Source organism: Sporosarcina sp. FSL K6-2383, assembly GCF_038618305.1.
In the GTDB taxonomy this organism is placed as follows: domain Bacteria; phylum Bacillota; class Bacilli; order Bacillales_A; family Planococcaceae; genus Sporosarcina.
Genome location: NZ_CP152017.1, coordinates 3,393,460 through 3,417,500, shown reverse-complemented (window position 1 = coordinate 3,417,500; position 24,041 = coordinate 3,393,460). Strand labels below are relative to the sequence as shown.

General features: G+C 42.8%; 19 protein-coding genes, 16 tRNA genes and 2 rRNA genes (1 of these 37 running past the window's edge). 28 read left to right on the top strand and 9 right to left on the bottom strand.

Annotated elements, in window-relative coordinates; all coding sequences use genetic code 11:
- The 21 genes from MKZ10_RS17300 to MKZ10_RS17200 form a co-directional block, all read left to right on the top strand.
- Positions 1–1,085 (top strand): 23S ribosomal RNA (locus tag MKZ10_RS17300) (it extends 1,848 nt beyond the left edge of the window).
- 145 nt (positions 1,086–1,230) lie between these two features.
- Positions 1,231–1,346 (top strand): 5S ribosomal RNA (rrf, locus tag MKZ10_RS17295).
- A gap of 45 nt (positions 1,347–1,391) precedes the next feature.
- Positions 1,392–1,466, top strand: a tRNA-Asn gene (locus MKZ10_RS17290).
- A 4-nt stretch (positions 1,467–1,470) separates the two neighbouring features.
- A tRNA-Ser gene (locus MKZ10_RS17285) sits at positions 1,471–1,562 on the top strand.
- A gap of 19 nt (positions 1,563–1,581) precedes the next feature.
- Positions 1,582–1,656 (top strand) — tRNA-Glu (locus MKZ10_RS17280).
- Positions 1,657–1,822: 166 nt separating this feature from the next.
- Positions 1,823–1,898, top strand: a tRNA-Val gene (locus MKZ10_RS17275).
- Between the two features lie 148 nt (positions 1,899–2,046).
- Positions 2,047–2,121, top strand: a tRNA-Met gene (locus tag MKZ10_RS17270).
- 3 nt (positions 2,122–2,124) lie between these two features.
- Positions 2,125–2,200, top strand: a tRNA-Asp gene (locus tag MKZ10_RS17265).
- A 27-nt stretch (positions 2,201–2,227) separates the two neighbouring features.
- Positions 2,228–2,300 (top strand) — tRNA-Phe (locus MKZ10_RS17260).
- A 17-nt stretch (positions 2,301–2,317) separates the two neighbouring features.
- Positions 2,318–2,393: transfer RNA gene (locus MKZ10_RS17255), tRNA-Thr, on the top strand.
- A gap of 12 nt (positions 2,394–2,405) precedes the next feature.
- A tRNA-Tyr gene (locus tag MKZ10_RS17250) sits at positions 2,406–2,490 on the top strand.
- 6 nt (positions 2,491–2,496) lie between these two features.
- Positions 2,497–2,570, top strand: a tRNA-Trp gene (locus MKZ10_RS17245).
- 18 nt (positions 2,571–2,588) lie between these two features.
- A tRNA-His gene (locus MKZ10_RS17240) sits at positions 2,589–2,664 on the top strand.
- 28 nt (positions 2,665–2,692) lie between these two features.
- A tRNA-His gene (locus MKZ10_RS17235) sits at positions 2,693–2,768 on the top strand.
- A 6-nt stretch (positions 2,769–2,774) separates the two neighbouring features.
- A tRNA-Gln gene (locus MKZ10_RS17230) sits at positions 2,775–2,846 on the top strand.
- A gap of 7 nt (positions 2,847–2,853) precedes the next feature.
- Positions 2,854–2,928, top strand: a tRNA-Gly gene (locus tag MKZ10_RS17225).
- A gap of 9 nt (positions 2,929–2,937) precedes the next feature.
- A tRNA-Cys gene (locus MKZ10_RS17220) sits at positions 2,938–3,011 on the top strand.
- 23 nt (positions 3,012–3,034) lie between these two features.
- A tRNA-Leu gene (locus tag MKZ10_RS17215) sits at positions 3,035–3,115 on the top strand.
- Between the two features lie 107 nt (positions 3,116–3,222).
- Positions 3,223–3,675, top strand: coding sequence for an SRPBCC family protein (locus MKZ10_RS17210; RefSeq protein WP_342506275.1), 453 nt, complete (start codon positions 3,223–3,225; stop codon positions 3,673–3,675).
- Positions 3,676–3,783: 108 nt separating this feature from the next.
- The gene (locus tag MKZ10_RS17205) at positions 3,784–4,329 is read left to right on the top strand and encodes a sigma-70 family RNA polymerase sigma factor (protein WP_342506272.1); all 546 of its coding nucleotides are present in this window, start codon (positions 3,784–3,786) and stop codon (positions 4,327–4,329) included.
- Positions 4,283–5,191 carry a hypothetical protein gene (locus MKZ10_RS17200; protein ID WP_342506271.1) on the top strand — a complete coding sequence of 303 codons (909 nt, stop codon included), beginning with the start codon at positions 4,283–4,285 and terminating at the stop codon, positions 5,189–5,191. The genes MKZ10_RS17205 and MKZ10_RS17200 overlap by 47 nt, the downstream gene beginning before the upstream one ends.
- A 207-nt stretch (positions 5,192–5,398) precedes the next feature.
- On the opposite strand, the gene MKZ10_RS17195 is transcribed toward MKZ10_RS17200, so the two are convergent.
- Positions 5,399–5,914, bottom strand: a complete 516-nt coding sequence (locus MKZ10_RS17195; RefSeq protein ID WP_342506269.1) for a hypothetical protein — start codon at positions 5,912–5,914, stop codon at positions 5,399–5,401.
- 29 nt (positions 5,915–5,943) lie between these two features.
- A complete protein-coding gene (locus tag MKZ10_RS17190) occupies positions 5,944–6,642 on the bottom strand; it encodes a phenylalanine--tRNA ligase beta subunit-related protein (RefSeq protein ID WP_342506267.1) in 699 nt (232 codons plus the stop codon).
- A 92-nt stretch (positions 6,643–6,734) separates the two neighbouring features.
- Between MKZ10_RS17190 and queG the strand changes: the two genes are divergently transcribed.
- Both queG and trmL read left to right on the top strand, forming a co-directional pair.
- Positions 6,735–7,874 carry a tRNA epoxyqueuosine(34) reductase QueG gene (gene queG, locus MKZ10_RS17185; protein WP_342506265.1) on the top strand — a complete coding sequence of 380 codons (1,140 nt, stop codon included), beginning with the start codon at positions 6,735–6,737 and terminating at the stop codon, positions 7,872–7,874.
- A gap of 14 nt (positions 7,875–7,888) precedes the next feature.
- Positions 7,889–8,362 (top strand): tRNA (uridine(34)/cytosine(34)/5-carboxymethylaminomethyluridine(34)-2'-O)-methyltransferase TrmL, encoded by a 474-nt coding sequence (trmL, locus tag MKZ10_RS17180; protein ID WP_342506264.1) that lies wholly within the window; start codon positions 7,889–7,891, stop codon positions 8,360–8,362.
- A 45-nt stretch (positions 8,363–8,407) separates the two neighbouring features.
- On the opposite strand, the gene MKZ10_RS17175 is transcribed toward trmL, so the two are convergent.
- Both MKZ10_RS17175 and MKZ10_RS17170 read right to left on the bottom strand, forming a co-directional pair.
- Positions 8,408–8,530, bottom strand: coding sequence for a hypothetical protein (locus MKZ10_RS17175; RefSeq protein WP_322555731.1), 123 nt, complete (start codon positions 8,528–8,530; stop codon positions 8,408–8,410).
- A 299-nt stretch (positions 8,531–8,829) separates the two neighbouring features.
- Positions 8,830–10,131 (bottom strand): NCS2 family permease, encoded by a 1,302-nt coding sequence (locus tag MKZ10_RS17170; protein ID WP_342506259.1) that lies wholly within the window; start codon positions 10,129–10,131, stop codon positions 8,830–8,832.
- A gap of 286 nt (positions 10,132–10,417) precedes the next feature.
- On the opposite strand from MKZ10_RS17170, the gene MKZ10_RS17165 reads away from it, so the two are divergent.
- The gene (locus MKZ10_RS17165) at positions 10,418–11,353 is read left to right on the top strand and encodes a methyl-accepting chemotaxis protein (RefSeq protein ID WP_342506257.1); all 936 of its coding nucleotides are present in this window, start codon (positions 10,418–10,420) and stop codon (positions 11,351–11,353) included.
- 58 nt (positions 11,354–11,411) lie between these two features.
- Here the strand turns inward: MKZ10_RS17165 and MKZ10_RS17160 are convergent, their stop codons facing one another.
- The 3 genes from MKZ10_RS17160 to MKZ10_RS17150 are packed head-to-tail and all read right to left on the bottom strand — an operon-like array spanning position 11,412 to position 13,174.
- Entirely contained in the window at positions 11,412–12,257 is an 846-nt protein-coding gene (locus MKZ10_RS17160) for an RluA family pseudouridine synthase (RefSeq protein WP_342506255.1), read from the bottom strand.
- A 28-nt stretch (positions 12,258–12,285) separates the two neighbouring features.
- Entirely contained in the window at positions 12,286–12,747 is a 462-nt protein-coding gene (locus MKZ10_RS17155) for a thioredoxin family protein (RefSeq protein WP_342506253.1), read from the bottom strand.
- 1 nt (position 12,748) lies between these two features.
- The gene (locus MKZ10_RS17150; RefSeq protein WP_342506251.1) at positions 12,749–13,174 is read right to left on the bottom strand and encodes a disulfide oxidoreductase; all 426 of its coding nucleotides are present in this window, start codon (positions 13,172–13,174) and stop codon (positions 12,749–12,751) included.
- Between the two features lie 192 nt (positions 13,175–13,366).
- On the opposite strand from MKZ10_RS17150, the gene MKZ10_RS17145 reads away from it, so the two are divergent.
- Positions 13,367–14,911, top strand: coding sequence for a GNAT family N-acetyltransferase (locus MKZ10_RS17145; RefSeq protein ID WP_342506250.1), 1,545 nt, complete (start codon positions 13,367–13,369; stop codon positions 14,909–14,911).
- A 45-nt stretch (positions 14,912–14,956) separates the two neighbouring features.
- On the opposite strand, the gene rsgA is transcribed toward MKZ10_RS17145, so the two are convergent.
- Both rsgA and MKZ10_RS17135 read right to left on the bottom strand, forming a co-directional pair.
- The gene (gene rsgA, locus MKZ10_RS17140) at positions 14,957–16,039 is read right to left on the bottom strand and encodes a ribosome small subunit-dependent GTPase A (RefSeq protein WP_342506248.1); all 1,083 of its coding nucleotides are present in this window, start codon (positions 16,037–16,039) and stop codon (positions 14,957–14,959) included.
- Positions 16,040–17,001: 962 nt separating this feature from the next.
- Positions 17,002–18,342: a hemolysin family protein gene (locus MKZ10_RS17135; RefSeq protein WP_342506246.1), complete on the bottom strand. Its 1,341-nt coding sequence runs from the start codon at positions 18,340–18,342 to the stop codon at positions 17,002–17,004.
- A 762-nt stretch (positions 18,343–19,104) separates the two neighbouring features.
- Here MKZ10_RS17135 and MKZ10_RS17130 point away from each other — a divergent pair.
- The 3 genes from MKZ10_RS17130 (at position 19,105) to MKZ10_RS17120 (ending at position 24,020) form a co-directional block, all read left to right on the top strand.
- On the top strand, positions 19,105–20,844 hold the full coding sequence (locus MKZ10_RS17130; protein WP_342506244.1) for an ABC transporter ATP-binding protein: 1,740 nt from the start codon (positions 19,105–19,107) through the stop codon (positions 20,842–20,844).
- Position 20,845: 1 nt separating this feature from the next.
- Complete coding sequence (locus tag MKZ10_RS17125) at positions 20,846–22,603, top strand: ABC transporter ATP-binding protein (protein WP_342506242.1); 1,758 nt, start codon at positions 20,846–20,848, stop codon at positions 22,601–22,603.
- Between the two features lie 172 nt (positions 22,604–22,775).
- The gene (locus MKZ10_RS17120; RefSeq protein WP_342506240.1) at positions 22,776–24,020 is read left to right on the top strand and encodes an MFS transporter; all 1,245 of its coding nucleotides are present in this window, start codon (positions 22,776–22,778) and stop codon (positions 24,018–24,020) included.
- Positions 24,021–24,041: the final 21 nt, after the last annotated feature.

Below are 24,041 nucleotides of genomic sequence, written 5' to 3'. Positions count from 1 at the left end.
AAGTATAGGGGCTGACGCCTGCCCGGTGCTGGAAGGTTAAGAGGAGAGGTCAGCGCAAGCGAAGCTTTGAATTGAAGCCCCAGTAAACGGCGGCCGTAACTATAACGGTCCTAAGGTAGCGAAATTCCTTGTCGGGTAAGTTCCGACCCGCACGAAAGGCGTAACGATCTGGGCACTGTCTCAACGAGAGACTCGGTGAAATTATAATACCTGTGAAGATGCAGGTTACCCGCGACAGGACGGAAAGACCCCGTGGAGCTTTACTGTAGCCTGATATTGAATTCCGGTGCAGCCTGTACAGGATAGGTAGGAGCCTAAGATTCCGGAGCGCCAGCTTCGGAGGAGGCGTTGGTGGGATACTACCCTGGCTGTATTGGACTTCTAACCCATGCCCCTTATCGGGGCAGGAGACAGTGTCAGGTGGACAGTTTGACTGGGGCGGTCGCCTCCTAAAGAGTAACGGAGGCGCCCAAAGGTTCCCTCAGAATGGTTGGACATCATTCGTAGAGTGCAAAGGCATAAGGGAGCTTGACTGCGAGACCTACAAGTCGAGCAGGGTCGAAAGACGGGCTTAGTGATCCGGTGGTTCCGCATGGAAGGGCCATCGCTCAACGGATAAAAGCTACCCCGGGGATAACAGGCTTATCTCCCCCAAGAGTCCACATCGACGGGGAGGTTTGGCACCTCGATGTCGGCTCATCGCATCCTGGGGCTGTAGTCGGTCCCAAGGGTTGGGCTGTTCGCCCATTAAAGCGGTACGCGAGCTGGGTTCAGAACGTCGTGAGACAGTTCGGTCCCTATCCGTCGCGGGCGCAGGAAATTTGAGAGGAGCTGTCCTTAGTACGAGAGGACCGGGATGGACACACCGCTGGTGTACCAGTTGTCTTGCCAAAGGCATCGCTGGGTAGCTATGTGTGGACGGGATAAATGCTGAAAGCATCTAAGCATGAAGCCCCCCTCGAGATGAGATTTCCCATTACGCAAGTAAGTAAGTTCCCTCAAAGAAGATGAGGTTGATAGGTCTGGGGTGGAAGCACGGCGACGTGTGGAGCTGACAGATACTAATCGAACGAGGACTTAACCTTCTAGTAAAAAGGGCAGGTTGGCCCTGATTTGTGAAACACATTGTCTGTTTTATTCAGTTTTGAGTGCACAAAATTAATTATTTTGGAAAAGCGCTTGTAATAATTCACAAGTTTTGATACAATAATTATTGTCTTGTGAAAACAGTCTAGTGATGATGGCGAAGAGGTCACACCCGTTCCCATCCCGAACACGGAAGTTAAGCTCTTCAGCGCCGATGGTAGTTGGGGGTTTCCCCCTGCAAGAGTAGGACATCGCTGGGCTGTTATTCTCAAAGAACATACTGAATGTATGATCTATAGTATTATTCCGCAGTAGCTCAGTGGTAGAGCAATCGGCTGTTAACCGATCGGTCGTAGGTTCGAGTCCTACCTGCGGAGCCATTTAGGAGAGCTGTCCGAGTGGCCGAAGGAGCACGATTGGAAATCGTGTAGGCGGCTAACGCTGTCTCAAGGGTTCAAATCCCTTGCTCTCCGCCAGTTAAGCCTTTATAAGTATGGCCCCTTGGTCAAGCGGTTAAGACACCGCCCTTTCACGGCGGTAACACGGGTTCGAATCCCGTAGGGGTCACCATTTTATTTTAACAACTTTTAAAAAGCAAAGAAAACTCCCGGTAAAAGTGGGAGAAGCGAATAGAACAAAGAAACGATTGAGAGAACGAAGGAGCGTACATAAGTACGTGACTTAGTAAGCGAATGAAGTTGACGCAGTAATGCGAAGCTTATCGCACTTTTACCCAGGAGGATTAGCTCAGCTGGGAGAGCACCTGCCTTACAAGCAGGGGGTCGGCGGTTCGAGCCCGTCATCCTCCACCATTATCTTTTAATAAATAGTATTGTCGCGGGGTGGAGCAAGTCGCATAACGAAGAATGCGATTTGTATAATTTCCTGAAAGGAAATTATAGTGAAGTCCTAGATCAAAAATGAATTGCGTGTACTTTTTATTATTACGAATAGTATTGTCGCGGGGTGGAGCAGTGGTAGCTCGTCGGGCTCATAACCCGAAGGTCGCAGGTTCAAATCCTGCCCCCGCAACCAAATGGTCCCGTGGTGTAGCGGTTAACATGCCTGCCTGTCACGCAGGAGATCGCCGGTTCGATCCCGGTCGGGACCGCCATTTTTTTTGAAAAATGAATATTTGTATGGCTCAGTAGCTCAGTCGGTAGAGCAAAGGACTGAAAATCCTTGTGTCGGCGGTTCGATTCCGTCCTGAGCCATCGTTTCAATTCTATGTGCCGGTGTAGCTCAATTGGTAGAGCAACTGACTTGTAATCAGTAGGTTGAGGGTTCAAGTCCTTTCGCCGGCACCATTACTTCATATTGGTGGGGTAGCGAAGTGGCTAAACGCGGCGGACTGTAAATCCGCTCCCTCCGGGTTCGGCGGTTCGAATCCGTCCCCCACCACCAATTTACAGGGGCATAGTTTAACGGTAGAATAGAGGTCTCCAAAACCTTTGATGTGGGTTCGATTCCTACTGCCCCTGCCATTTTTCTCACATATTGTGGCGGTTGTGGCGAAGTGGTTAACGCATCGGATTGTGATTCCGACATTCGGGGGTTCGATTCCCCTCAGTCGCCCCATGATTTTGATAAATGAATAGTTATTATGGCGGTCGTGGCGAAGTGGTTAACGCATCGGATTGTGATTCCGACATTCGGGGGTTCGATTCCCCTCGTCCGCCCCATTTTTTTGGGGTATAGCCAAGCGGTAAGGCAACGGACTTTGACTCCGTCATTCGTTGGTTCGAATCCAGCTACCCCAGTAGTTTCGCGGAAGTAGTTCAGTGGTAGAATACGACCTTGCCAAGGTCGGGGTCGCGGGTTCGAATCCCGTCTTCCGCTCCATTAATCTACGGCGGCATAGCCAAGCGGTAAGGCATGGGTCTGCAACACCCTTATCACCGGTTCGATTCCGGTTGCCGCCTCCAATTTTATAAATGAATAGTAACATGCCCGAGTGGTGGAATGGCAGACACGTCGCACTCAAAATGCGATGCCGCGAGGCGTGCCGGTTCAAGTCCGGCCTCGGGTATCAAGTAAAAAAGACATGACTTCGGTTGTGTCTTTTTTTATGTATTCTTTTATCTAAGACGCTACTGTGCTACAGTAAAAGTTAGCATGGTGAGTGGAGGAATGGTCATGCCATTAATTGAACATCATGAATTTATTAAAGCACCAATAGAGCGCTGCTTTGATCTTGCACGAGATGTGGAGATTCATACGCAAACAACAGCGGATACACGGGAGAAAGCTGTTGGTGGAGTTACGACGGGTTTATTGCAGGCTGGAGATGTCGTTACGTGGGAAGCAGTTCATTTAGGTATTAGGCAAAGACTTACTGCTAAAGTGACGGTTATGAATAGGCCTTATTTGTTTGAAGATATTATGATAAAAGGAGCTTTCCATTCATTTCACCATATCCATGAATTTATAGAGCAGGATAATGGGACACTGATGATTGATCGTTTTCAATATCAATCCCCTTTAGGGCTGCTGGGGGATCTTGCAGATAGATTGTTTTTAGAAAATTATATGAAAAGGTTTATTGTTAACCGGGCAATTGCTTTGAAAGAGATTGCAGAACGTATGTAAATTAAACTGAGACGCTCCTTTTGTAATACGAAGGGAACGTTTTTTTGATTTTGGTGCTGTAATATTTTACGCAGTAAATCGTCTAATGAGTAAAGGAGGGGAGAATGAGTGACGGATCATAGAATCGAGGAATGGTTTCAATTGTATGAGAGGGATATTACTAGTTTTCTAATTTACTATACAGGCTCGATGGATGTTGAGGATCTTGTGCAAGAAACATTTATGATTGCTATAAAAAAGATACCCGGTTTTAAAGGCCAGTCACATCCGAAGACATGGTTGGTTTCTATTGCAAGAAATAAGGTTATCGACGACTATCGTAGAAAGAAAGTGTGGGAAAAGATTAAGCACTCGGTTTTTCGAGAACAGCAACTGTCGAATGAATTAGAAGAGAAAACGATTATGAATCAAGAAATCCTTCATTTATACAAAGCGATTCATCAGCTTTCTCCTCGCTATAAGGAAGTAGTTATCTTAAGAGGAATTTTGGAGTTAACACCAAAAGAGGCTAGCGAAGTATTGAAAAGTAATGTGAACCGCGTAAATGTCATGTTCCATCGAGCATTAAAAAGACTGAAGGAGATACTTGTAGAGGAGGGACTGGATTATGAAGGGTATGAAGACTTTACAAGAAAATCTAAGAAGCCTTCCTAAATATACATTGAGCGAAGAACAGAAACAAAGAGTCAGCATGGCTTTGCAAAAGGAAATGAATCCTAAAAAGAGAATAAAATTTGTTAAACCTTTCGTTGTATTTACCTTAATGTGTGCGACAGTATTTACCCTTGTTCTGTCGAGCGATAGTGATCGTTGGTTTAATGAGCTGCGGCAATCATTTCAGCCTCAGATAGAATTAACTGCACCAGAAGCAACTGTTTTTAAAAACCATTATGACGTGATTGGGGTAGAAGGGAAATTCGGGATATTAGTTTCCAATGAACAATTTGTAGCCGAAGATGCTAGGAGAGGTAGTAAATTGATGCTTTATTTCTGGGGTGATCCGTCGCAACTTATTGATAAAAATTTTCGGGTTGAAGCTAGGAATGGCTATAATGAAAATCTTGTCTTATCTGAAGGCGTTCTATCTACCCCACTGATTAACGAAGATGCGCATTCGTTAGCAAGTTTTTTGCCATTTCCTGCAGACGGTAAATGGCAGTTATCTATTTTTGTCGAGGATCGTTTATTTGAAGAATTTACGGTTGGTGTTCTACCCTCGTTTCCAAAAACGGAAGATTATTCGTTGATTAGCCATCCAATGGAGCTTGCGGTAGGAGAGGAGACAGAAATTACTATCGAAAGCTCAGTGGATAGCGAGAAGGGGATAGAAGTAAAATTATTAAATGAGCAAGGGAGTATTGTGTCTGAACATATTTTTAATCAGGATGGTTCATTTATCGAGGGCTCAGGAGGATATATATATCACTATAGTGGAAATATGATTTTCCCGGAAAATGGTACCTGGACATTGCTGATTGAAGGAGAGAAAACAAAGCCATTTAAAAATCGACCATAAATAAAATCGCTCCTTGCCGTCTAAGCGGAAGGAGCGATTTTCATAGGGGGGACTCGATGACACTCGTAAGGGTTGTCAATTGCAATTGCCTTAGTTGGTCATTGGGGATGGGTCACAAAGTAAATGGGGACTGGTTATTGGTTTGCCAGCAATTTAAATTGTGTCCCCGCTCTATGCCTTGGAAAGGAGTCTCACCTTGCCAAGGGATTAGAAATATTTACTATCATCAAAATCGAGCGTGATAGAATAGTTTTTAGCATTAATCGCATTGGACAACTTATGAGCATCCTTTTCAGCCTGCAATGATTTCACTCGATAGTCTTCTGGATCAAATAAGGCGACACGGTAGACAATTGTACCTTCGGAGTAACCGAATTGGATTTCTTCTTTTTGGGACATGGAAAGTTCCTTGTAAAATCGAGCTTTGGCACGTAATTGAGTCGCAAGTTCAATTGCTTCTACAATGGCTAGTGGTTGCCCTTGGAAGTCGATGCTGTGGTCAATATTGGCCCGATACATCAGACGGTCAAGTACGCGACTATCAGTACGCACTACATCTAGTTCCGCTTCTACAACTTGAAGGGAGCGAGGTCCTTTTATAGGTTCATTACCTTTTTCTACAGTCGTAAAGGCAGCGCGTCTCATTTCATCTTCCAGCTCATGAATGCGCTTCGTTAAAATACTTTTTAATTTAACTGCTTCAGCAAGTGTAATGTTAGCCATCTCATCAATCCCCCGATTCTTTAATCCAATTATTCAATTGTAATGGAAGTTTGTCCCTCATGTAAAACATACGAGCGAACGTCACCGCCGCTAATACTAGTGAACATATTACCACATGCAGTTGTTAGTTCAAGAGCTTCTTCTGCGTTCATGGATGGGCGGATAAAGAAGACATGAAGCGCTTCGGTCGTCTCTGTTGTGACAGCTGTTCGTACAGAATCGACGAATGGGCTACCAAACGGGCTATAATCATCCTTTAGGAGTAAAATATTGTGTAATGAATTGAAACGACCATTCAAGCCATCATAGCCAGTCTCTTCTGATCCAACAGAAATACGGACATTACCGACAATTTTGTTGAAGTCATAAATACCAGCCGGGATTTCATGTTGCAAAGAGAAGAAGTTATTTAAATCGACTGCAGAGTGAAATGGGTTAATATAGTTTTGTTTTTTTACACGTCGCATAAGCGCTTCTGTGGAGTGACGATAGCGATTAGGGTCTGAACCAAGCATTTTCCAAACTGCTCGCCATTCTTGAATGCCTAGAAAGTCAGTGACGGATTTGTCTTCTAGTTCAAAGAAAAGTTGTTCTTGGAATAATTGTAGTCGACCTTTTAGCATTTGAGGAGATTCTGATACGGTAATTTTGGTATAATGATTAATGCCTAATTTTAATCCGGGTACAGCTTGTACAATTTTTTCGGCCATTTCGATATACAATGACATCACCCTTTATATAATTTTAACATTCGCCGGAGGCTTAACTTGATTCGGCAGAAGAAGTTAATTCAATACTAGCATAAAGGAGGCGCTAGGGTGTGAATGCTGTTCAACTGCAACAGGCGGTGAGAGACTATGCGGCTTCGATTGGCATAGATAAGATAGGTTTTACAACTGCCGATCCGTTTAGTGAGCTGAAAAATCGCTTAAAGCGTCAACAAGAACTTGGCTTTCAGTCAGGGTTTGAAGAGAAGGATCTAGATAAGCGAACGGAGCCAGCGCTACTTCTTGATCAAGCAGAAAGTATTATTGCGATTGCAATTGCCTATCCGTCCAAGATGGTGAACACGCCCAAAGGTAAGAAAGGGCAGAGACGTGGCATGTTTAGCCGTGCATCATGGGGGATGGATTATCATACTGTTTTACGAGAGAAGCTAGGGCTTCTTGAAGAGTTTATCTTAACGAATGTGCCTAACGCAAAGCTTCGCTCGATGGTTGATACGGGGGAGCTTGCTGATCGTGCGGTTGCCGAGCGGGCAGGCATTGGCTGGTCGGCAAAAAACTGTGCGATTATTACACCAGAGTTTGGGTCGTACGTCTATTTGGGTGAAATGATTACGAATATACCGTTTGCCCCCGATGTGCCGATGGAGGATGAGTGTGGGGATTGTACGCTATGCCTAGACGTGTGTCCGACAGGGGCATTGATCCAAGGTGGGCAATTGAATGCACAGCATTGTATCGCATTTTTGACGCAGTCGAAAAAAACAATCCCTGAGGAGTTTCGTGAGGAGTTTGGAAATCGGGTATACGGCTGTGATACATGCCAGACCGTTTGTCCAAAAAATAAAGGGAAGTATAATATGCATCAGGCTGCTTTTCAAGCGGAGCCTGAGCTTGCTAAACCATTATTACAACCGATGCTCAGGTTATCGAATAGAGAGTTTAAAGAAAAATTTGGTCATGTAGCAGGCTCATGGCGTGGTAAAAATCCGATTCAACGCAATGCAATTCTAGCACTTGCTCACTTTAAAGAGGAATCTGCAGTGCCGGAGCTAGTAGTCATGCTAGAGCAAGATCCACGTCCGGTCATACGAGGAACGATTGCATGGGCACTTAGTCGAATTGGTACAGACGAGGGCTATCAAGCAATCCAAGAAGCATTAATGAAAGAGCAAGATGAGGAAGTACTTGTGGAATTAAAAAAAGCCGTAGATAATTGGACATATCAAGTGTAAGGGGAAGTGTTGAAATGGCAATACATGTTGCGTTATTTGAACCGCTTATTCCGGCGAATACAGGAAATATTGCACGGACTTGTGCAGGAACTAAAACGAAGCTCCATCTAATTAAGCCACTTGGATTTTCGACAGATGATAAAATGTTGAAGCGGGCTGGCCTTGATTATTGGGAGCATGTTGATATTACGTATCACGAAGGCATTCGGGAAATGTTTGGGGCTTATCCGGAGGCAGTATTTTATTTTTTGACGAAGCATGGAGACAAGCCCCATACTGCATTCGATTACTCGGATACGGCACAGGACATATTTTTTGTGTTTGGCAAGGAAACGAGCGGATTGCCAGATGATATTATCGAAGAGAACAAAGAACGCTGCTTGCGAATTCCGATGAATGACCATATTCGCTCGTTGAATCTATCGAATACAGCAGCGATACTTATTTATGAAGCACTCAGACAGCAACATTACCCAGGATTAGCCTAAAAAAACGGGACAGCCATAAAAGGCTAGTCCCGTTTTTACATTGTATTAGGTTGGCTGATGGCCACGGCTCTTCTTGCTTTTATGGCTATTGCCTTTGTCTTCATAGCCACCTGTAAGGATTGCAGAAAGGAATGCTACGCTAACACCCATGATAAGAATCAGATTCATCAGATGATACCTCCTGTAAAATCAGTAGTTCTTAGTACAGTATACCTTATTGACAATCAAATTGAAATGATGGCAAGAAAAAATTGTGACAAAAACGGTAACACCATTCACTTGATTCAGCAGAAGTCCACCATTTTTATAAGTGGCGGGATGAATGCCAGAAAAGCATTTCAATTAGAGGAAGTTCAAACTCCCTGTAGCTGACGCTTTGCTTTCAGTACAAATACATTTGCTGATTCAAGTTAAGCCTCCGACGTACAGGACGTGGCGTTATTGTCGGCCAGAGGATGTTAGGGATTTTAATGCGGCAAAAAGAGTAATTGATAGGTAAACAATACTGCGAAAATATATAAGAGAACCGGAACTTCTTTCCCTTTGCCTTTTACAACTTTCAACAAAGGATAGGTGATGAATCCAAGCGCGATTCCTGTAGCAATGCTAGATGTGAGTGGCATTGTTAAAATAACGAGAAAGGCTGGAAATGCCTCGTCAAATGAATCCCAGTCGATATGTTTGACCGTGCCAATCATCAAGCTACCAACGATAATCAAAGCAGGAGCAGTAATTGCAGCCACTCCTGAAAGTGCACTAACAAGTGGACCGAAAAATGCGGCGATGATGAATAAGATAGCTACCGTTAGTGTTGTTAAACCAGTACGTCCACCTACTGCGACGCCAGAAGACGATTCAATATAAGCGGAGGTAGGGCTTGTTCCGAACATGGCACCTGCTGCAGTTGCTACTGAATCAGCAAGCAAAGCATGACGTGCACGCGGTAGGGTATTTCCCTTCATTAAGCCAGCCTGCTTTGCAACACCAATCATCGTACCGGTCGTATCGAATAAGGTAACAATCAAGAATGCAAAGACAACACCATATAGACCATGTGAGATGACATCGCCGATTGCATGAACTGGATTCCAAACGAGAATACCTTCGGGTAAGTGAGGCATTTGCCACAGACGACCTTCAAATTTAAGCTGATCTGTAAAAAATGCTACAATCCCTGTTAGGATCATTCCGATAAAAATTGAACCATAGACGTTTAACGTCATTAAAATGATAGTCACAAGCAATCCGAAGAGTGCTAGTAGAACCGGTGGTGAAGTAAGATCCCCGAGCTGCACAAGATTCCCAGGATGTGGAGCAACAAGCCCTGAAAGGCGTAATCCGATGAAGGCGATGAACAAGCCTATCCCAGCAGTAATTCCTAATTTCAAGCTCTCAGGAATAGATTGGATTAATTTTTCACGGAACGATGTCAAAGACAATAAGACAAATAATAGTCCAGCGACGAATACCGCCGAAAAGGCAGTCATGTAGTCCAGTTGACCATCTGATGCAATGATGATAGATGTGAAATAAGCATTCAACCCCATACCGGGTGCAATAGCGATTGGATAATTAGCGAATAATGCCATCCAAAGTGTACCGATAACTGCCGCAATAATTGTCGCAAGGAAAACTTGGTCAAACGGTACGCCGGCATCAGCTAAAATAATTGGATTGACAATGACAATATAAGCCATTGTTAAAAAAGTGGTCACACCAGCTAATAATTCAGTTTTTACGGTTGTTTTCAGTTCTTTTAAATGAAACATCGTAGATCTCCTTTCAAAATACGAACAAAATTAAGTACATGTACAATAATATTCGTTTTTTGATTTGAATTCAACTGTTAATTTCATTATCCCCACAAATTTAAGTCTCCCATCACAACTCCGTACAAAATTTGTGACATCTCCCGAAAATAAAATATAAATCAGCGAATGTACGTAATCGTTACGAGCATGCAGTTGTCGGAAATTAATCCCTTTTGAGTGAATAGATTCTTTGATTGGGGAATTAGTATGATATAATTAAGAAAAGAAATTAGGAGGAATAGACTTGTTCTCAAACAAAAAAAAGAATATTCAAGATAATGGTTTGCAATTAGAAATTGAGCGCCTAAAAACGGCGTATTCAGATAAAGAGGTGCAAGATAAAAATCGCTTAACTGATTTGAAAAGTGAATTAAATGCAGCAGTTCATCAGCATGAGAAGGTTAATGCACAGCATAATACAATGGGAGAAGCGGTTAGTCAGATTGAAGTCAGGTTTAATAGAGTCGGAGATTTGAGTGAAAAAACGTCAGAGAAATCACATGAGTTGTTTGAAAAAGGACTTTCACTTGAGACAAGATCTCATAGTATGGTTGCTGAAGCATCAGAAGGTACGAAGGAAGTTAATGCGACAGCTGAAGTTATTAAGGATTTAGGGGTTCAGATTCAAGCGTCTGAAAAAAATATGACCAATTTGAGTGCTCGATCTGTTGAAATTCAGTCAATTGTTGGTGTTATTGAAGGAATTGCAGCACAGACCAACTTGCTAGCGTTAAATGCATCTATCGAGGCGGCGCGTGCAGGGGAATCGGGCAAAGGGTTTGCGGTTGTTGCACAAGAAGTGCGGAAACTTGCGGAAAGTACTTCTGATAGTACGGCTAATATCCAAACATTAACGTCTTCATTGCGTGATGAAATTGAACAAGCACTTGCCGCAACAAGGAAGAGTGCCGAACTTGTTGAAAAAGGCGTAGCCGTTAGTTTCGAAACAGCTGCTAAAATCGAAAATATTCTTGGGACGATCGAGCATAGCCAAGGAGATATCGGTGCAATTCAAGGGATGATTGAAGAACAGAAGCGCTTGTCCGAAGAAGTAAAGAGCGAGTTGCTAGGTGCGAAAGAACTTTTTGCACAAGCGCACGATTTGATTATTGAACATATTGAAGATGCTAAAGAAGTAGACGAGCGTCTTGAGAATGGAATTCGTCAATTGACGTTTTAATCAAAAATATGTTTTAATCAAAAATAAAATCCATGGAGATATTCTCTCCATGGATTTTTTAATTCATTTCAATAGTTGTCTGTTGTTCAGTAAATGGGTGAATGAAGCTTAGTGTGGTGGCAGTCAATCGATAGTGACCATCCGCCGTTTCACTGCCATCATACAATGTATCACCTGTAACGGGATTACCAATATGGGCTAAATGAACGCGAATTTGATGTGTGCGACCTGTTTCGAGCTGGGCTTCAACAAGAGTCGTGTCTTCTTTACGTTCGATGACCTTGAAGTGAGTGACAGCGGCTTGCCCGGACATGGACACTAGTCGTTTGGCAGGATGATGGCGATCGCGACCAATCGGCAGTTTAATAGTACCTCTAGGTCTTTTTAAATAACCATCGACCTCCGCAACATACTGGCGAGTGAGATTGTTCTGTTCAATCATTCGATCGAACAGTGATTTAGCAATCGGATGCTTGGCGATGAGTACAAGCCCGGAAGTCCCTTTATCCAAACGGTGAATATGCTCAGCGTAATCACCGCCATTGTTGCGAACATGTGCCATGACACGATTCATCAGCGTACCCGTTTCTGTCGGACCATCAGGATGGGTCGCTATACCAGCTGGTTTCACAGCAGCGAGAATATGTTCATCTTCGAACAGAACTGTCAGTTCATCTTTGTCATCTGAAATATACGTGGAGGCAGCGTCGGGAAATGTGAATACCAACTCTGTTCCTTCCACAAGTGGCGCACGCCAGTCGTCTACTGGATTACCCGTGGAATCGAGCACACTTTTTGCCATTCGCATGAGGTGAACTGTTTTTTTACCGCCTTGCCATTGTTCTTTCAGTAACTGCTCGACAGTTAGACCATCTTGTTGGGTTTTATAATGAAATAAAGCCATTTACGTCATTCCTTCCAGCTATCTTTCATTATTTAATTGCGAATTCAGTGAAGAATGCTCGTATCTCTTCAGCAGGGCGTTCACCGCCCATTCTTACAACTTCTTTTCCATCCTTATACTGGACAAGCATAGGCCATGATGCAACATCAGCAGGATGGGGGTATTCCATCATATTGTATTGTAATACGTCAACCCCCATCTCTTTAGCAATCGGCATCATAACAGGTGTCATCGCCATACAATACTGACATTCTGGGTGGAAATAGTATGCTGTAACTGATTCGCCAGAAGTAATTTTTTCGTTGAGTACTTCTGGTAGAACAATATTGTCGTAATGCTCATTGCCGATTAAAGCGATTGTAGATTTAGATAACTTATCTGTGTCATAAGGATTATCCTTTAGTTTTGCCTTATCTGATTGATTTGACAAAACAACGATGAGGATGAAGACGGCGACAATGGCACCGCCAATGATCAATAGTTTTTTCAAGTTACTTCGACTCCTTCTGCCATTTCATGATGAAAAGGCTTGTGATTAAGATGATGACAAATGCAACGAGTGCTAAAAAAGGGATCGTGATGAACCCAAGGTAGTTGATGTACTGTCCTGTACAAGATACTGATCCGCAAGAAGGTGCACTATCGCCTAAGATGCTTAGCTTTTGGATGCCGTAATGATAAAGGGAAATGCTTCCGCCAACTGTCGCAAAGACAGCGGTTGTTAGGGCGATTCGTGCATTTTTCTGGAACAAGGCGATACCTGAAATGAGGACGATTGGATACATCAAAATACGTTGGTACCAACAAAGCGTACATGGCTCATATCCGCGAACTTGTGAAAAGTATAGCGAGCCGAGTGTCGCAACAAGCGATACGGTACATATTAAAATGAGGCCGTTTTCTATCCGTTTATTCACATGACCAGCTCCTAAATCGTTAACTACTTATTTGATTATAGAGGGTCGACTGGAGCAAGTAAATAGTATTGACTTGCTTCAGTGAAGCAAGTTCTCCCCCGATGGCTGCTATAAAAATTGGACATAATTTCGCCTTGGCGTAATTGATTCATAAGGGTTGTACGATATAATAAAGAAAAAGGGGTGATTCGAGTGAGTGAAGAATTCGATTTGTCATCATTTGAAGTAAGCATGGTGATTCGCCAGATGGAATCGAGTGATATTAAGAAGCTATTAGCCATGCAGGAGCTTTGTTTCCCCGGAATGGAACCGTGGGAGGAAGGGCAGTTAAAGAGTCATTTGGCCATCTTTCCAGAAGGTCAGCTCATTGCAGAACTGGATGGTGAAATTATCGGTTCGTGTTCGAGTCTCATTATTAACTTTGATGAGTATGATGACCGGCATACTTGGGATGATGTCACGGATGAAGGCTATATTACGAACCATAATCCGGATGGCTATAATATGTATGGCATTGAAGTCATGGTACACCCCGGCTATCGGCGTATGAAGGTGGGTCAGCGTCTTTACGAGGCGCGCAAAGAGCTGGCTAGGGAATTGAATTTGAAGTCTATCATCCTGGGTGGGAGGATTCCAAATTATCATAAACATGCTAAGGAGATGTCGCCCCGTGAATATGTAGATTCTGTGTCACGCCATAAAATATATGATCCTGTACTGACTTTTCAGCTGATGAATGACTTTACGTTAATGCGTGTCAATCCTAATTATTTGCCGGATGATAAAGCATCGAAGAAATATGCGACACTGATGGAATGGAATAATGTCGATTATAAGCCACTAACGAAGCGTCATTTTAAGACGAGCTATCCTGTACGAATTTGTGTCGTACAATATTTGATGCGCAAGATTTCATCATTTGAAGAGATGGCTCACCAGTGTGAGTACTTTGTTGATGTTGCAGCAGATGCTAACTCTGACTTCGTTGTGTTTCCGGAAATATTTACAACGCAGCTGATGTCCTTTTTGGATGAACGATCGCCGAGTCAGGCAGTGCGTAGGATGACGGAGTACACGCCACAATATATTGAAATGTTTACGAATCTTGCAGTACGGTACAACATCAATATTATTGGTGGTTCTCATTTTGTCGAGGAAGAGAATGAGGAAATTTATAATATCTCTTATTTATTCCGCCGTGATGGTTCGATTGAGAAGCAATATAAAATTCATATTACGCCAAATGAGCGGAAGTGGTGGGGGATTAGTGCGGGAGATGCCGTTCGCGTCTTCGATACAGACTGTGGAAAGATTGCTATTCAAATTTGCTATGATATTGAGTTTCCAGAATTGGCACGCATTGCGACCGATATGGGCGCTAATATTATCTTTACCCCATTTTGTACAGAAGACCGTCAAGGCTATTTACGTGTTCGTTATTGTGCACAAGCCCGTGCGATTGAAAATCAAATTTATACCGTTATTTCGGGAACAGTCGGTAACTTGCCGCAGACGGATAATATGGATATTCAATATGCACAGTCTGCGATATTTGCTCCATCTGATTTTGAATTTGCGAGAGATGGCATTGTAGGAGAAACAAATGCCAACTTGGAAATGGTTTTAATTGGTGATGTCGACCTTGAAATTTTGCGTCGTCAGCGTCAGGATGGAACGGTCAAGCAGTTGAAGGATCGAAGGCATGATGTGTATCATATTGAGTATAAGAAAGATTGAAAAAGTAGCCGTGCCCACTGAAATAATCAGAGGACACGGCTACTTTTATTTCTTTTTAGAGGGATGCTTGCGCATACTCTTGGTGATACTTTTCCACTTATTCCGCTCTGCAGATTGCGCGGCACGATCCATTTTACGCTCCAAGAAAGCTAATTCCTTTTGCAGTTTTAAATAGCTTGCATAGCGGTCTGCAGGTAATGTACCTGTGGCAAGTGCTTCCTGTATGGCACATCCTGGTTCATTATTATGCTGACAATCATTGAATTTGCATGCGTCTGCAAATGCTTCGATATCTTTAAAGCCTGAATCTAGACTCTCGTTATTCTCCCAAAGCTGAAATTCCCGCATACCAGGTGTGTCGATGAGGACGCCTCCACTTGGGATTTTAATAAGTTCTCGGTGAGTCGTTGTATGACGACCTTTTGCATCATCTTCGCGAATCTCTTGTACAGCCATCATTTCATTGCCACAAATGGCATTTGTCAGCGATGATTTTCCGACACCAGAAGATCCAAGTAAGGCTGCTGTTTTCCCGCCAGTTAACAGTGCAGTTAATTCATCAATGCCTTCACCTGTTACATTGCTAACGGCAAATATATCCGCTCCAAATGCAATGTTACGAGCTTCTTCCATATAGGATGCAGGATCTTCGCAAACGTCTTTTTTCGTTAAGACAACAACGGGATTAGCACCCGAGTCATAGGCGGCGACCAGATAGCGTTCAAGTCTTCTAGCATTGAAATCCTTATTCATTGACATGACGAGGAAGACGACATCGACGTTTACCGCGATAATTTGTTCAACAATTGTTGTACCCGCTGCCTTCCTTGAAAAAAGGGATGTTCTCGGTAGAATTGCATGGATAACTCCGCGTTCTTCCCCAGGCATCTTTTCGACTGCAACCCAATCTCCGACGGCGGGGAAATCACGCCGTTCTAAAGCGTCATGTTGCATAGCACCAGAACAGACAGATAGCCATTCCCCGTCAGCTGTGACTACCCGATACATATGTTTATGTTCAAGTGTGACACGCCCAGGTGTACACTTCTTTATTTTTTCGTTGTCATTCATTGCTTCCCAGTTAGATTCATGGGATGTATTCCAGCCGTATTCTTTTAAATTAATCAATTTATATTCCTCCTGTTATGTGCGTGCTAAAAGTATATAAAAAAGCCGTGAGTCCTGATCGGACACCACGGCTTTCACGCGCATAACAGAATAAGCATACTTTTATCTTTATTCAGCAGAAGGCTATCATCTCCAAAGGAAGATAAGATGACTTTGATTATGCTTCCTGTTCAACGGGTGTTCGAATGCTTGCTGAACAAAGATAATGCCTCCGGCAGATGTCACAGATTTTGAAAGGAGTTTAGGAAGGCAACTCAAGTTACGCAGCGTCCTGCTGCAACGGTTGCATACCCGCATCCTGCGGGCACAAGCTCGATTCAAAATCTGGACGCAATTACGCCGGGGCGTAATCGATTAAAGTATGGCAGGTGAAAGTATGGGTCCGACCGAATTTGCAATAGGTACGATAATAATAGCCATAAAACTTCACCTTCTTTCTGTAAGATGGATTTACAATAACAAAGTTTGAGAAGTATGTCAATATGAACCTTAGTAAATATACATTTTTAGGATAAACAGGCGTTGCTTTCTTAGGAGTAAGCAACGTTATGGTGAAAGTAGACAACGTTTTCTGTGAAGTAAACAGCGTTTGCTGAAGTTCACAACGTATCGAAAGGAGTAAGCAACGTTATAAAGAAAGTAGACAACGTTTTCTGTGAAGTAAACAACGTTTGCAAAAGTTCACAACGTATCATGAGGAGTAAGCAACGTTATGGAGAAAGTAGACAACGTTTTCTTTGTAGTAAACAACGTTTGCAAAAGTTCGCAACGTATCATGAGAAGTAAACAACGTTATGGAGAAAGTAGACAACGTTTTCTGTGAAGTAAACAACGTTTGCTGAAGTTCGCAACGTATCATGAGAAGTAAGCAACGTTATGGAGAAAGTAGACAACGTTTTCTGTGAAGTAAACAACATCCTAGCAAATATAAAAACGGCTCTCATAGTGAGAGCCGCTCTTCATTAAGATTCGAATGACAATTCGGTCGTGTCGTTGGATTGTTCTTGTTCGAATTTGAATACTTCCAAGTAGAGAATATGGTGACCGTCGACATCTTTAACGACGAACTCATAGCCCTGCTCGATAATTTTTTCACCTTGAATGGCATCGAATCGCTGAGTCATAAACCAGCCGCCAATGGTATCAATATCATCTTCGTCGATGTCGATGCCGAGAATGTCATTGACATTTTCGATGAGCATCTTGGCATCTAAGATATAGTGATCCTCGCCTAGCTTTTGAAGTTCAGGTACTTCATCTATATCGAACTCGTCACGAATATCGCCGACGATTTCTTCCAGAATATCTTCAATTGTCACAAGACCCGAAGTTCCACCATACTCATCCATCAGGATAGCCATATGAATCCGTTCCCGTTGAATTTTTAGCAACAGGTCACCAATCGGCATTGTTTCAATAACATGAATAATAGGCTGCATATAGTTAATAACTGGTTGATGCTCCGTTTCCGGATTCTTAATAAATGCAGTTAGTAGATTCTTCATATTGACGAGACCAATAATATGGTCCTTATCTCCATCTGTTACAGGGTAACGCGTATATTGCTCAACACCAATCACTTCGAACACTTCACGCAATGTCATATCTTTTTCGATGGACATCATTTCTGTTCGTGGTGCCATGATTTCCTTGGCGATTCGGTCGTCGAACTCAAAAATCTTATTGACATATTTATATTCAGATTGGTTGATTTCACCGCTTTTCAAACTATCGGCTAAAATCAATCGAAGTTCTTCTTCAGTATGCGCAACTTCGGATTCTGACATCGATTTAAATCCTAAAAGTCTAATCAGGAATTGGGCAGTTCCATTCATTCCTCTAATAATAGGGTATGCCATGCGATAAAAGATAATAAGCGGTTTTGAAAAGAGCAATGTAATTTCTTCTGCTTTTTGTATCGCAATTGTTTTAGGAGCTAGCTCTCCGACGACAACATGTAGAAATGTGACGATTGAAAAGGCGATAATGTATGAAGCGATGCTTGTTGTACTAGCGGATAGACCTAAGCTTTCCCAGATAGGGGCTAACATGAGATTGACAGTAGGTTCACCGAGCATTCCAAGTCCAAGAGCGGTAATCGTAATCCCTAATTGACAAGCGGATAAGTATTCATCCAAATTACCAATTACCTTTCTAGCGTTGATGGCTTTGTGGTTTCCTTCCGCAACAAGCTGATCAATTCGTGATGTCCTTACTTTTACAATTGCAAATTCACTCGCAACAAAAAATGCGGTGAGGGCGATCAAGACAGCAAATGCTGCCAATCGTATGGGAATTTCCAAATAGTTACTTTGTCCCGCACCCGGATGAGGGGTAGAACAAAGTGTACACCTCCTGTAGGGTAAAATAGTTAGTTAAGACAATGATAATTTATTTACAAGAAAAAAACAAATAGTTTTGCTTGACCACTTGTCGATTCGATTTTGTATTGCGGCTGCATTCAAGCTTGAAGTCGATACGATCGCGGTCCTAGAAGGAGTTATTCATTTCAGTGGATTGTGAATGAAATATAATTTCTGAAAACTATTGACAGTCGGAAAATGGAAATGGTAACCTGTAATAGTTAGATACTCGAAATAGAAAGGGAGGTACGGAATATGAAAAAGCTATACATCACTCAAAACAACTTCATGATCGATCCGTCCTATCCTGCTTCTATTCAATTTTGAATGTGAATATATATGGAATGGAACGGATATCCGTTCCTTTTTGTTAAGCACACGCTTATGTTAAAAGGCGTGTGCTTTTTTGATTTTATGGTATACCATATTTTGGTGTTTTCACGCTTTGCGTGTTACATAAAGTTGGCCTTATTCAGTAGGGTGTTTTTCCCTACTGAATTTAGCCCCAACCAATCGGGCAATTAGAGATCGTTCATTGCCGCTTGAAAAGTGGTAATGTTACGAAGTCTTATTGCGGGATAAAAAAACTGAGAAAAGGAGTGCTGGCTATGTTAATCATGAAACAGCAAAGGAAAATATTGAAAAAGGAATCTCTTGAAAGTGGATAGTTGGTAGAGAAGAAGGAAGAGGGTAGATGGGGTTATGTTTTCGGTTTTATTCAAATTAAAGTGGTTTTTTAAAGAAAATCGTAAGAGGTATACAGTTGCACTCATCTTATTGATGATCACGAATGTGTTAGTTGTGATTCCACCTTGGCTCATTGGTGAAGCCATTGACTCCATTTATATGCAGACGTTGACGATGAAGTTATTAGTCGGATTTATTGGCGCCATGTTGCTCATTATGGTTGTTGGTTATGCATTTAATTTCGTATGGCAATACCAACTATTCGGTGGTGCTTATGTCATTGAAAGGCAGCTCCGTGGGAGACTAATGCGCCATTTCTTAAAGATGACGCCGACGTTTTATGAGAAAAATAAAACGGGTGATTTGATGGCGCGTTCAACAAATGACTTGCGTGCTATTTCTGAAACTGCAGGATTTGGGATTATGACGCTCGTTGACTCAACGCTGTATTTAATGACACTCGTTTTGACGATGGGTTTTCTTGTGTCGTGGAAATTGACGCTGGTAGCGATTATACCGTTGCCGATTTTGGCGTACATTATGCAGGTGCTTGGAAAGAAGATTCATGAGCGATATATGACAGCTCAGCAAGTGTTTGGTGATTTGAATGATAACGTCTTAGAAGCAGTGGCCGGTGTACGTGTCGTTCGTGCTTATGTACAAGAGCGTGCAACTGAAAATGAATTCGCGAAAATGACGGAAGATGTTTTTCAAAAAAATATGCATGTCGAAAAAATTGATGCTTTGTTCATGCCTATTTCAAAAGTGCTAACAGGGTTGACGTATATGATTGGACTCGGTTATGGGGCGTATCTCGTTTCTATAGAAGATATGACACTGGGGAATCTTGTAACGTTTAACGTTTACCTTGGGATGATTGTGTGGCCGATGTTTGCGATTGGGGAATTAATCAACGTTATGCAGCGCGGCAATGCGTCACTTGACCGGGTGACGGAGACGCTCGACTATGAGGAAGACGTTAAAGACCCTGAACAGCCCGTTACGCTGGAGCAACCCGAAAATGTTGGCTTCCGAGATGTTGTCTTTACGTATCCGATGTCGCATTCAGTCAACCTAGATGCGATTAAACTCCATTTGGATCGTGGCGATACACTTGGGATTGTCGGTAAGACAGGTAGTGGAAAGACGACATTTGTGAAACAGCTATTGCGTGAATACCCCGTTGGAGAAGGGGAAATTGTTTTCTCAGGTGTACCATTGCAGTCGATGACCAAAAATCAAGTGAGGGACTGGATTGGTTACGTTCCGCAAGAACATGTGTTGTTCTCACGGTCAGTAAGAGAAAATATTTTGTTCGGTAGACCAGATGCAACAGAGGCAGATATTGCAGAAACGATTCGTCTGTCCTATTTTGAAAAAGATCTTGAAATGTTACCAAATGGATTGGAAACGCTCGTTGGAGAAAAAGGTGTTGCCTTGTCTGGTGGACAGAAGCAACGAATTTCTATTGCACGTGCACTGGTGAAAAATCCAGAAATACTTATTTTGGATGACTCACTATCTGCTGTTGATGCTAAAACGGAAGCAAAAATTATTGAGAATATCCAAGCAGAACGTTCCGGTAAAACGACAATTATTACGACGCATCGACTATCAGCAATCCAACACGCCAATTGGATTATTGTCCTGGATGATGGTCGTGTGGTTGAAGAAGGAACACATGAAGAGCTGCTAGATATGAACGGCTGGTACAAAGAGCAATTCGACCGCCAGCAGATTGGGGAGGTTGAATAATATGGGTACTGGTAAACGTTTATTTCACTATGCGCTTGATTATAAAAAGTTATTGATTACAGGTCTGATTTTTCTTGCCATTGCAGTAGGTGCGGATCTGATGGGTCCGATGATTGCCATGAAAATTATTGATGACCATATTGCGAGTGCTGTAGATGGCGGTATCGATTTTGAGCCGATTATCAAACTGCTTGCTGTCTTTTTCGGGCTAGCAATTGTCACAGCGATTTTTAGGTATTTTCAATATTTATTGCTACAAAACGCTGCGAATCGTATTATCCAGAAAATGCGTAATGATTTGTATGAGCATATCCAAACATTGCCGATCAGTTATTTTGATAATTTACCGGCTGGGAAAGTTGTTGCGAGGATTACGAATGATACAGAAGCAATTCGGAATTTGTATGTGACAGTCGTTTCACAGTTTGCGATTAGTGGGATGTCTATTACGGGAATCTATATTGCCTTGTTTTTTTTAGACCCTAAAATGGGTGCGATTACGCTGTTCGTTTTACCCATTTTGTATATTTGGATGAAGATGTACAGGAATTTCGCTTCTAAGGTGAACCATATTATTCGTGGTAAAGTGAGTGATATGAATGCGATGATTAATGAATCGATTAATGGGATGACCATTATTCAGGCATTTCGTCGTGAAAAGCAGATGGAAGAAGAATTCCGCGAGCTGAATGATGAGCATTACCTCTATCAAAATAGGTTGTTAAAAGTGGAGGCAGCGACGTCACATAACTTGGTCGATATTATTCGGTCGTTGGCGTTTGTATTCTTCATCTGGTATTTCGGTGGCGCATCATTGACTACGGAAAGTGTGATATCAGCCGGGTTGCTCTATGCATTCGTGGATTACATTACACGATTGTTTAACCCTGTAACCGGGGTCGTGAATCAGTTTGCGCGACTTGAACATTCACTTGTTGCTGCAGAGCGTGTTTTCAAACTGTTGGACAGAAAAGGGGAGCCAGTCAGTGATGATAAAATCGCTCGGTACCGTGGAAATGTTCGTTTTGAAAATGTGTGGTTTGCTTATAATGAGGAAGAATATGTGCTGAAGGATCTTTCATTCGAAGCGAAGCAGGGGGAAACGGTGGCGCTCGTTGGTCATACGGGATCCGGGAAAAGTTCGATTATGAATTTGCTGTTCCGTTTCTATGATGCATCGAAAGGGAAGATAACGATTGATGGCATGGACATTGGCGATATGCCTCGTCAGACGGTTCGGGATCATATGGGGATTGTCCTGCAGGATCCGTATTTATTTAGCGGCACGGTTGAGTCGAATGTCAGTTTAGGGGATGCGCGTATTACACGTGAAAAAGTGCAGCAATCGCTTGATGCGGTTGGTGGAGAACGCGTGTTGAAGCATTTACCAGGTGGCATTGATGAGCCGGTTGTCGAGAAGGGTAGTACGTTGTCCTCTGGGCAGCGACAGCTGATTTCATTTGCACGGGCATTGGCATTTGACCCAGCGATTTTGATTTTGGATGAAGCGACGTCTAACATTGACACAGAGACGGAAGAAATTATTCAGCATGCAATGGACGTACTGAAAAAAGGGCGGACGACATTTATCATTGCCCATAGGCTTTCGACGATTAAGAATGCGGATCGGATTTTAGTATTAGACCGCGGAGAAATTGTGGAAAGTGGCTCGCATGATGAGTTGTTAGTGCTTGGCGGGCAGTATGCGCAAATGTATAAATTGCAGGCGGGAACTTCCCCTCAACCGAAAATTGGTTGAGGGGGGTTCCCTCTTTTTTGGTGGCGGGTGGGCTTACTGGTTTGCAAGCGTGGTTACTATCGTTCGAGGGGATTTTCTTCTAAGCTAGTTGAAAAACTATTCCGAAAGACGTATATTTAGTGTATCGAAATATCTGTGTGCGGAAAGTTGGAGTGCCATGGGGAAATGGTTGATGGATTGGAAGAGGAAAATTTCCTCGTTCAATCAAAATGTTAGGCTGTTCATGCTAGCGAATGTGCTCATTCAAATTGGAATGGGTGTTTTTATGGTCATGTACAATCTCTATATAAAAGAATTGGGGATGCCGGAAACCGTAAATGGTAAAGTCATTTCTATGACGGCGCTGGCATCGGCGATTATGCTTGTTCCAGCAGGTTTTCTGAGTGATAAATTTGGTCGAAAATGGATGATTATTGGCGGTGCGTTATTTGGGGCGATGACGTTGTTTTACCGCAGTGTTGCGATTGCGGAAACGCCGATTATTTACGCAGCATTTTTAACGGGTTTGTTCATGGCGTTTGTGCAAGTGTCGGGTGTCCCGTTTTTGGCGGAGAACTCGACGTCGGCTGAACGGGTGCATATGTTCAGCATCCATTTTGCTATGATGACTGTGGCTAATGTCGTTGGTAGTCTGTTTGGTGGTGTGATAGCAGATGTTCTTGAGATTGTTGGTGGCATGGATGCAGCGTCGGCGATTCGATGGGCGTTACTTGTAGGAGCAGCTATTTTTACAGTTGGTTTACTGCCGTTATTCAAACTGCGCAATAAGCCACCGGAGCCTGTGCAAGTGAAACATGATGAGCTAGAGAAAGTGGAGCGTGTTGATAGTAGCTTTAAGCGCAATATTATTCTAATCTTCCATTTCTCGTTTGCAAGTTTGTTGATTGGTATTGGGTCTGGGTTAGTTGTTCCTTATTTGAATTTATATTTCTCGAATCGTTTTGATGCGTCGAATGCTTATATTGGGCTCGTTTTATCGCTCGGATCTGCGATGACGGCGGTGGCAATGCTTATTGGACCGATGCTTGTGAAGAGAGTTGGAAAAGTAAAGGCTCTCATTATTTTTCAAATGCTGTCGATTCCGTTTCTCATCTTGACGGCATATACGACCTCGCTATTGTTGGCATCACTTGGTTTCCTAATGCGTCAGGCACTCATGAACGCAGGGAATCCCATTCAAAGTGCAATTGCAATGGAAATTGTTGCAGATAAATACAAGGGACTTGCGAACTCGGTGAACCAGATGGTGTTCAATATTGGCTGGGCGACGATGGGTCCGGTGGCAGCGGGGCTTGTTATTGCAAATGGCTTCTACTGGGGCTATGCCTATGCATTTACCATCACGGCAGGCTTGTACATTGTGTCGTCTACATACTATTTCTTTGTTTTTGGTAAGAGAAAGTTAGCGGAGGAATAGTAAAATGCCCTGCATAATTGC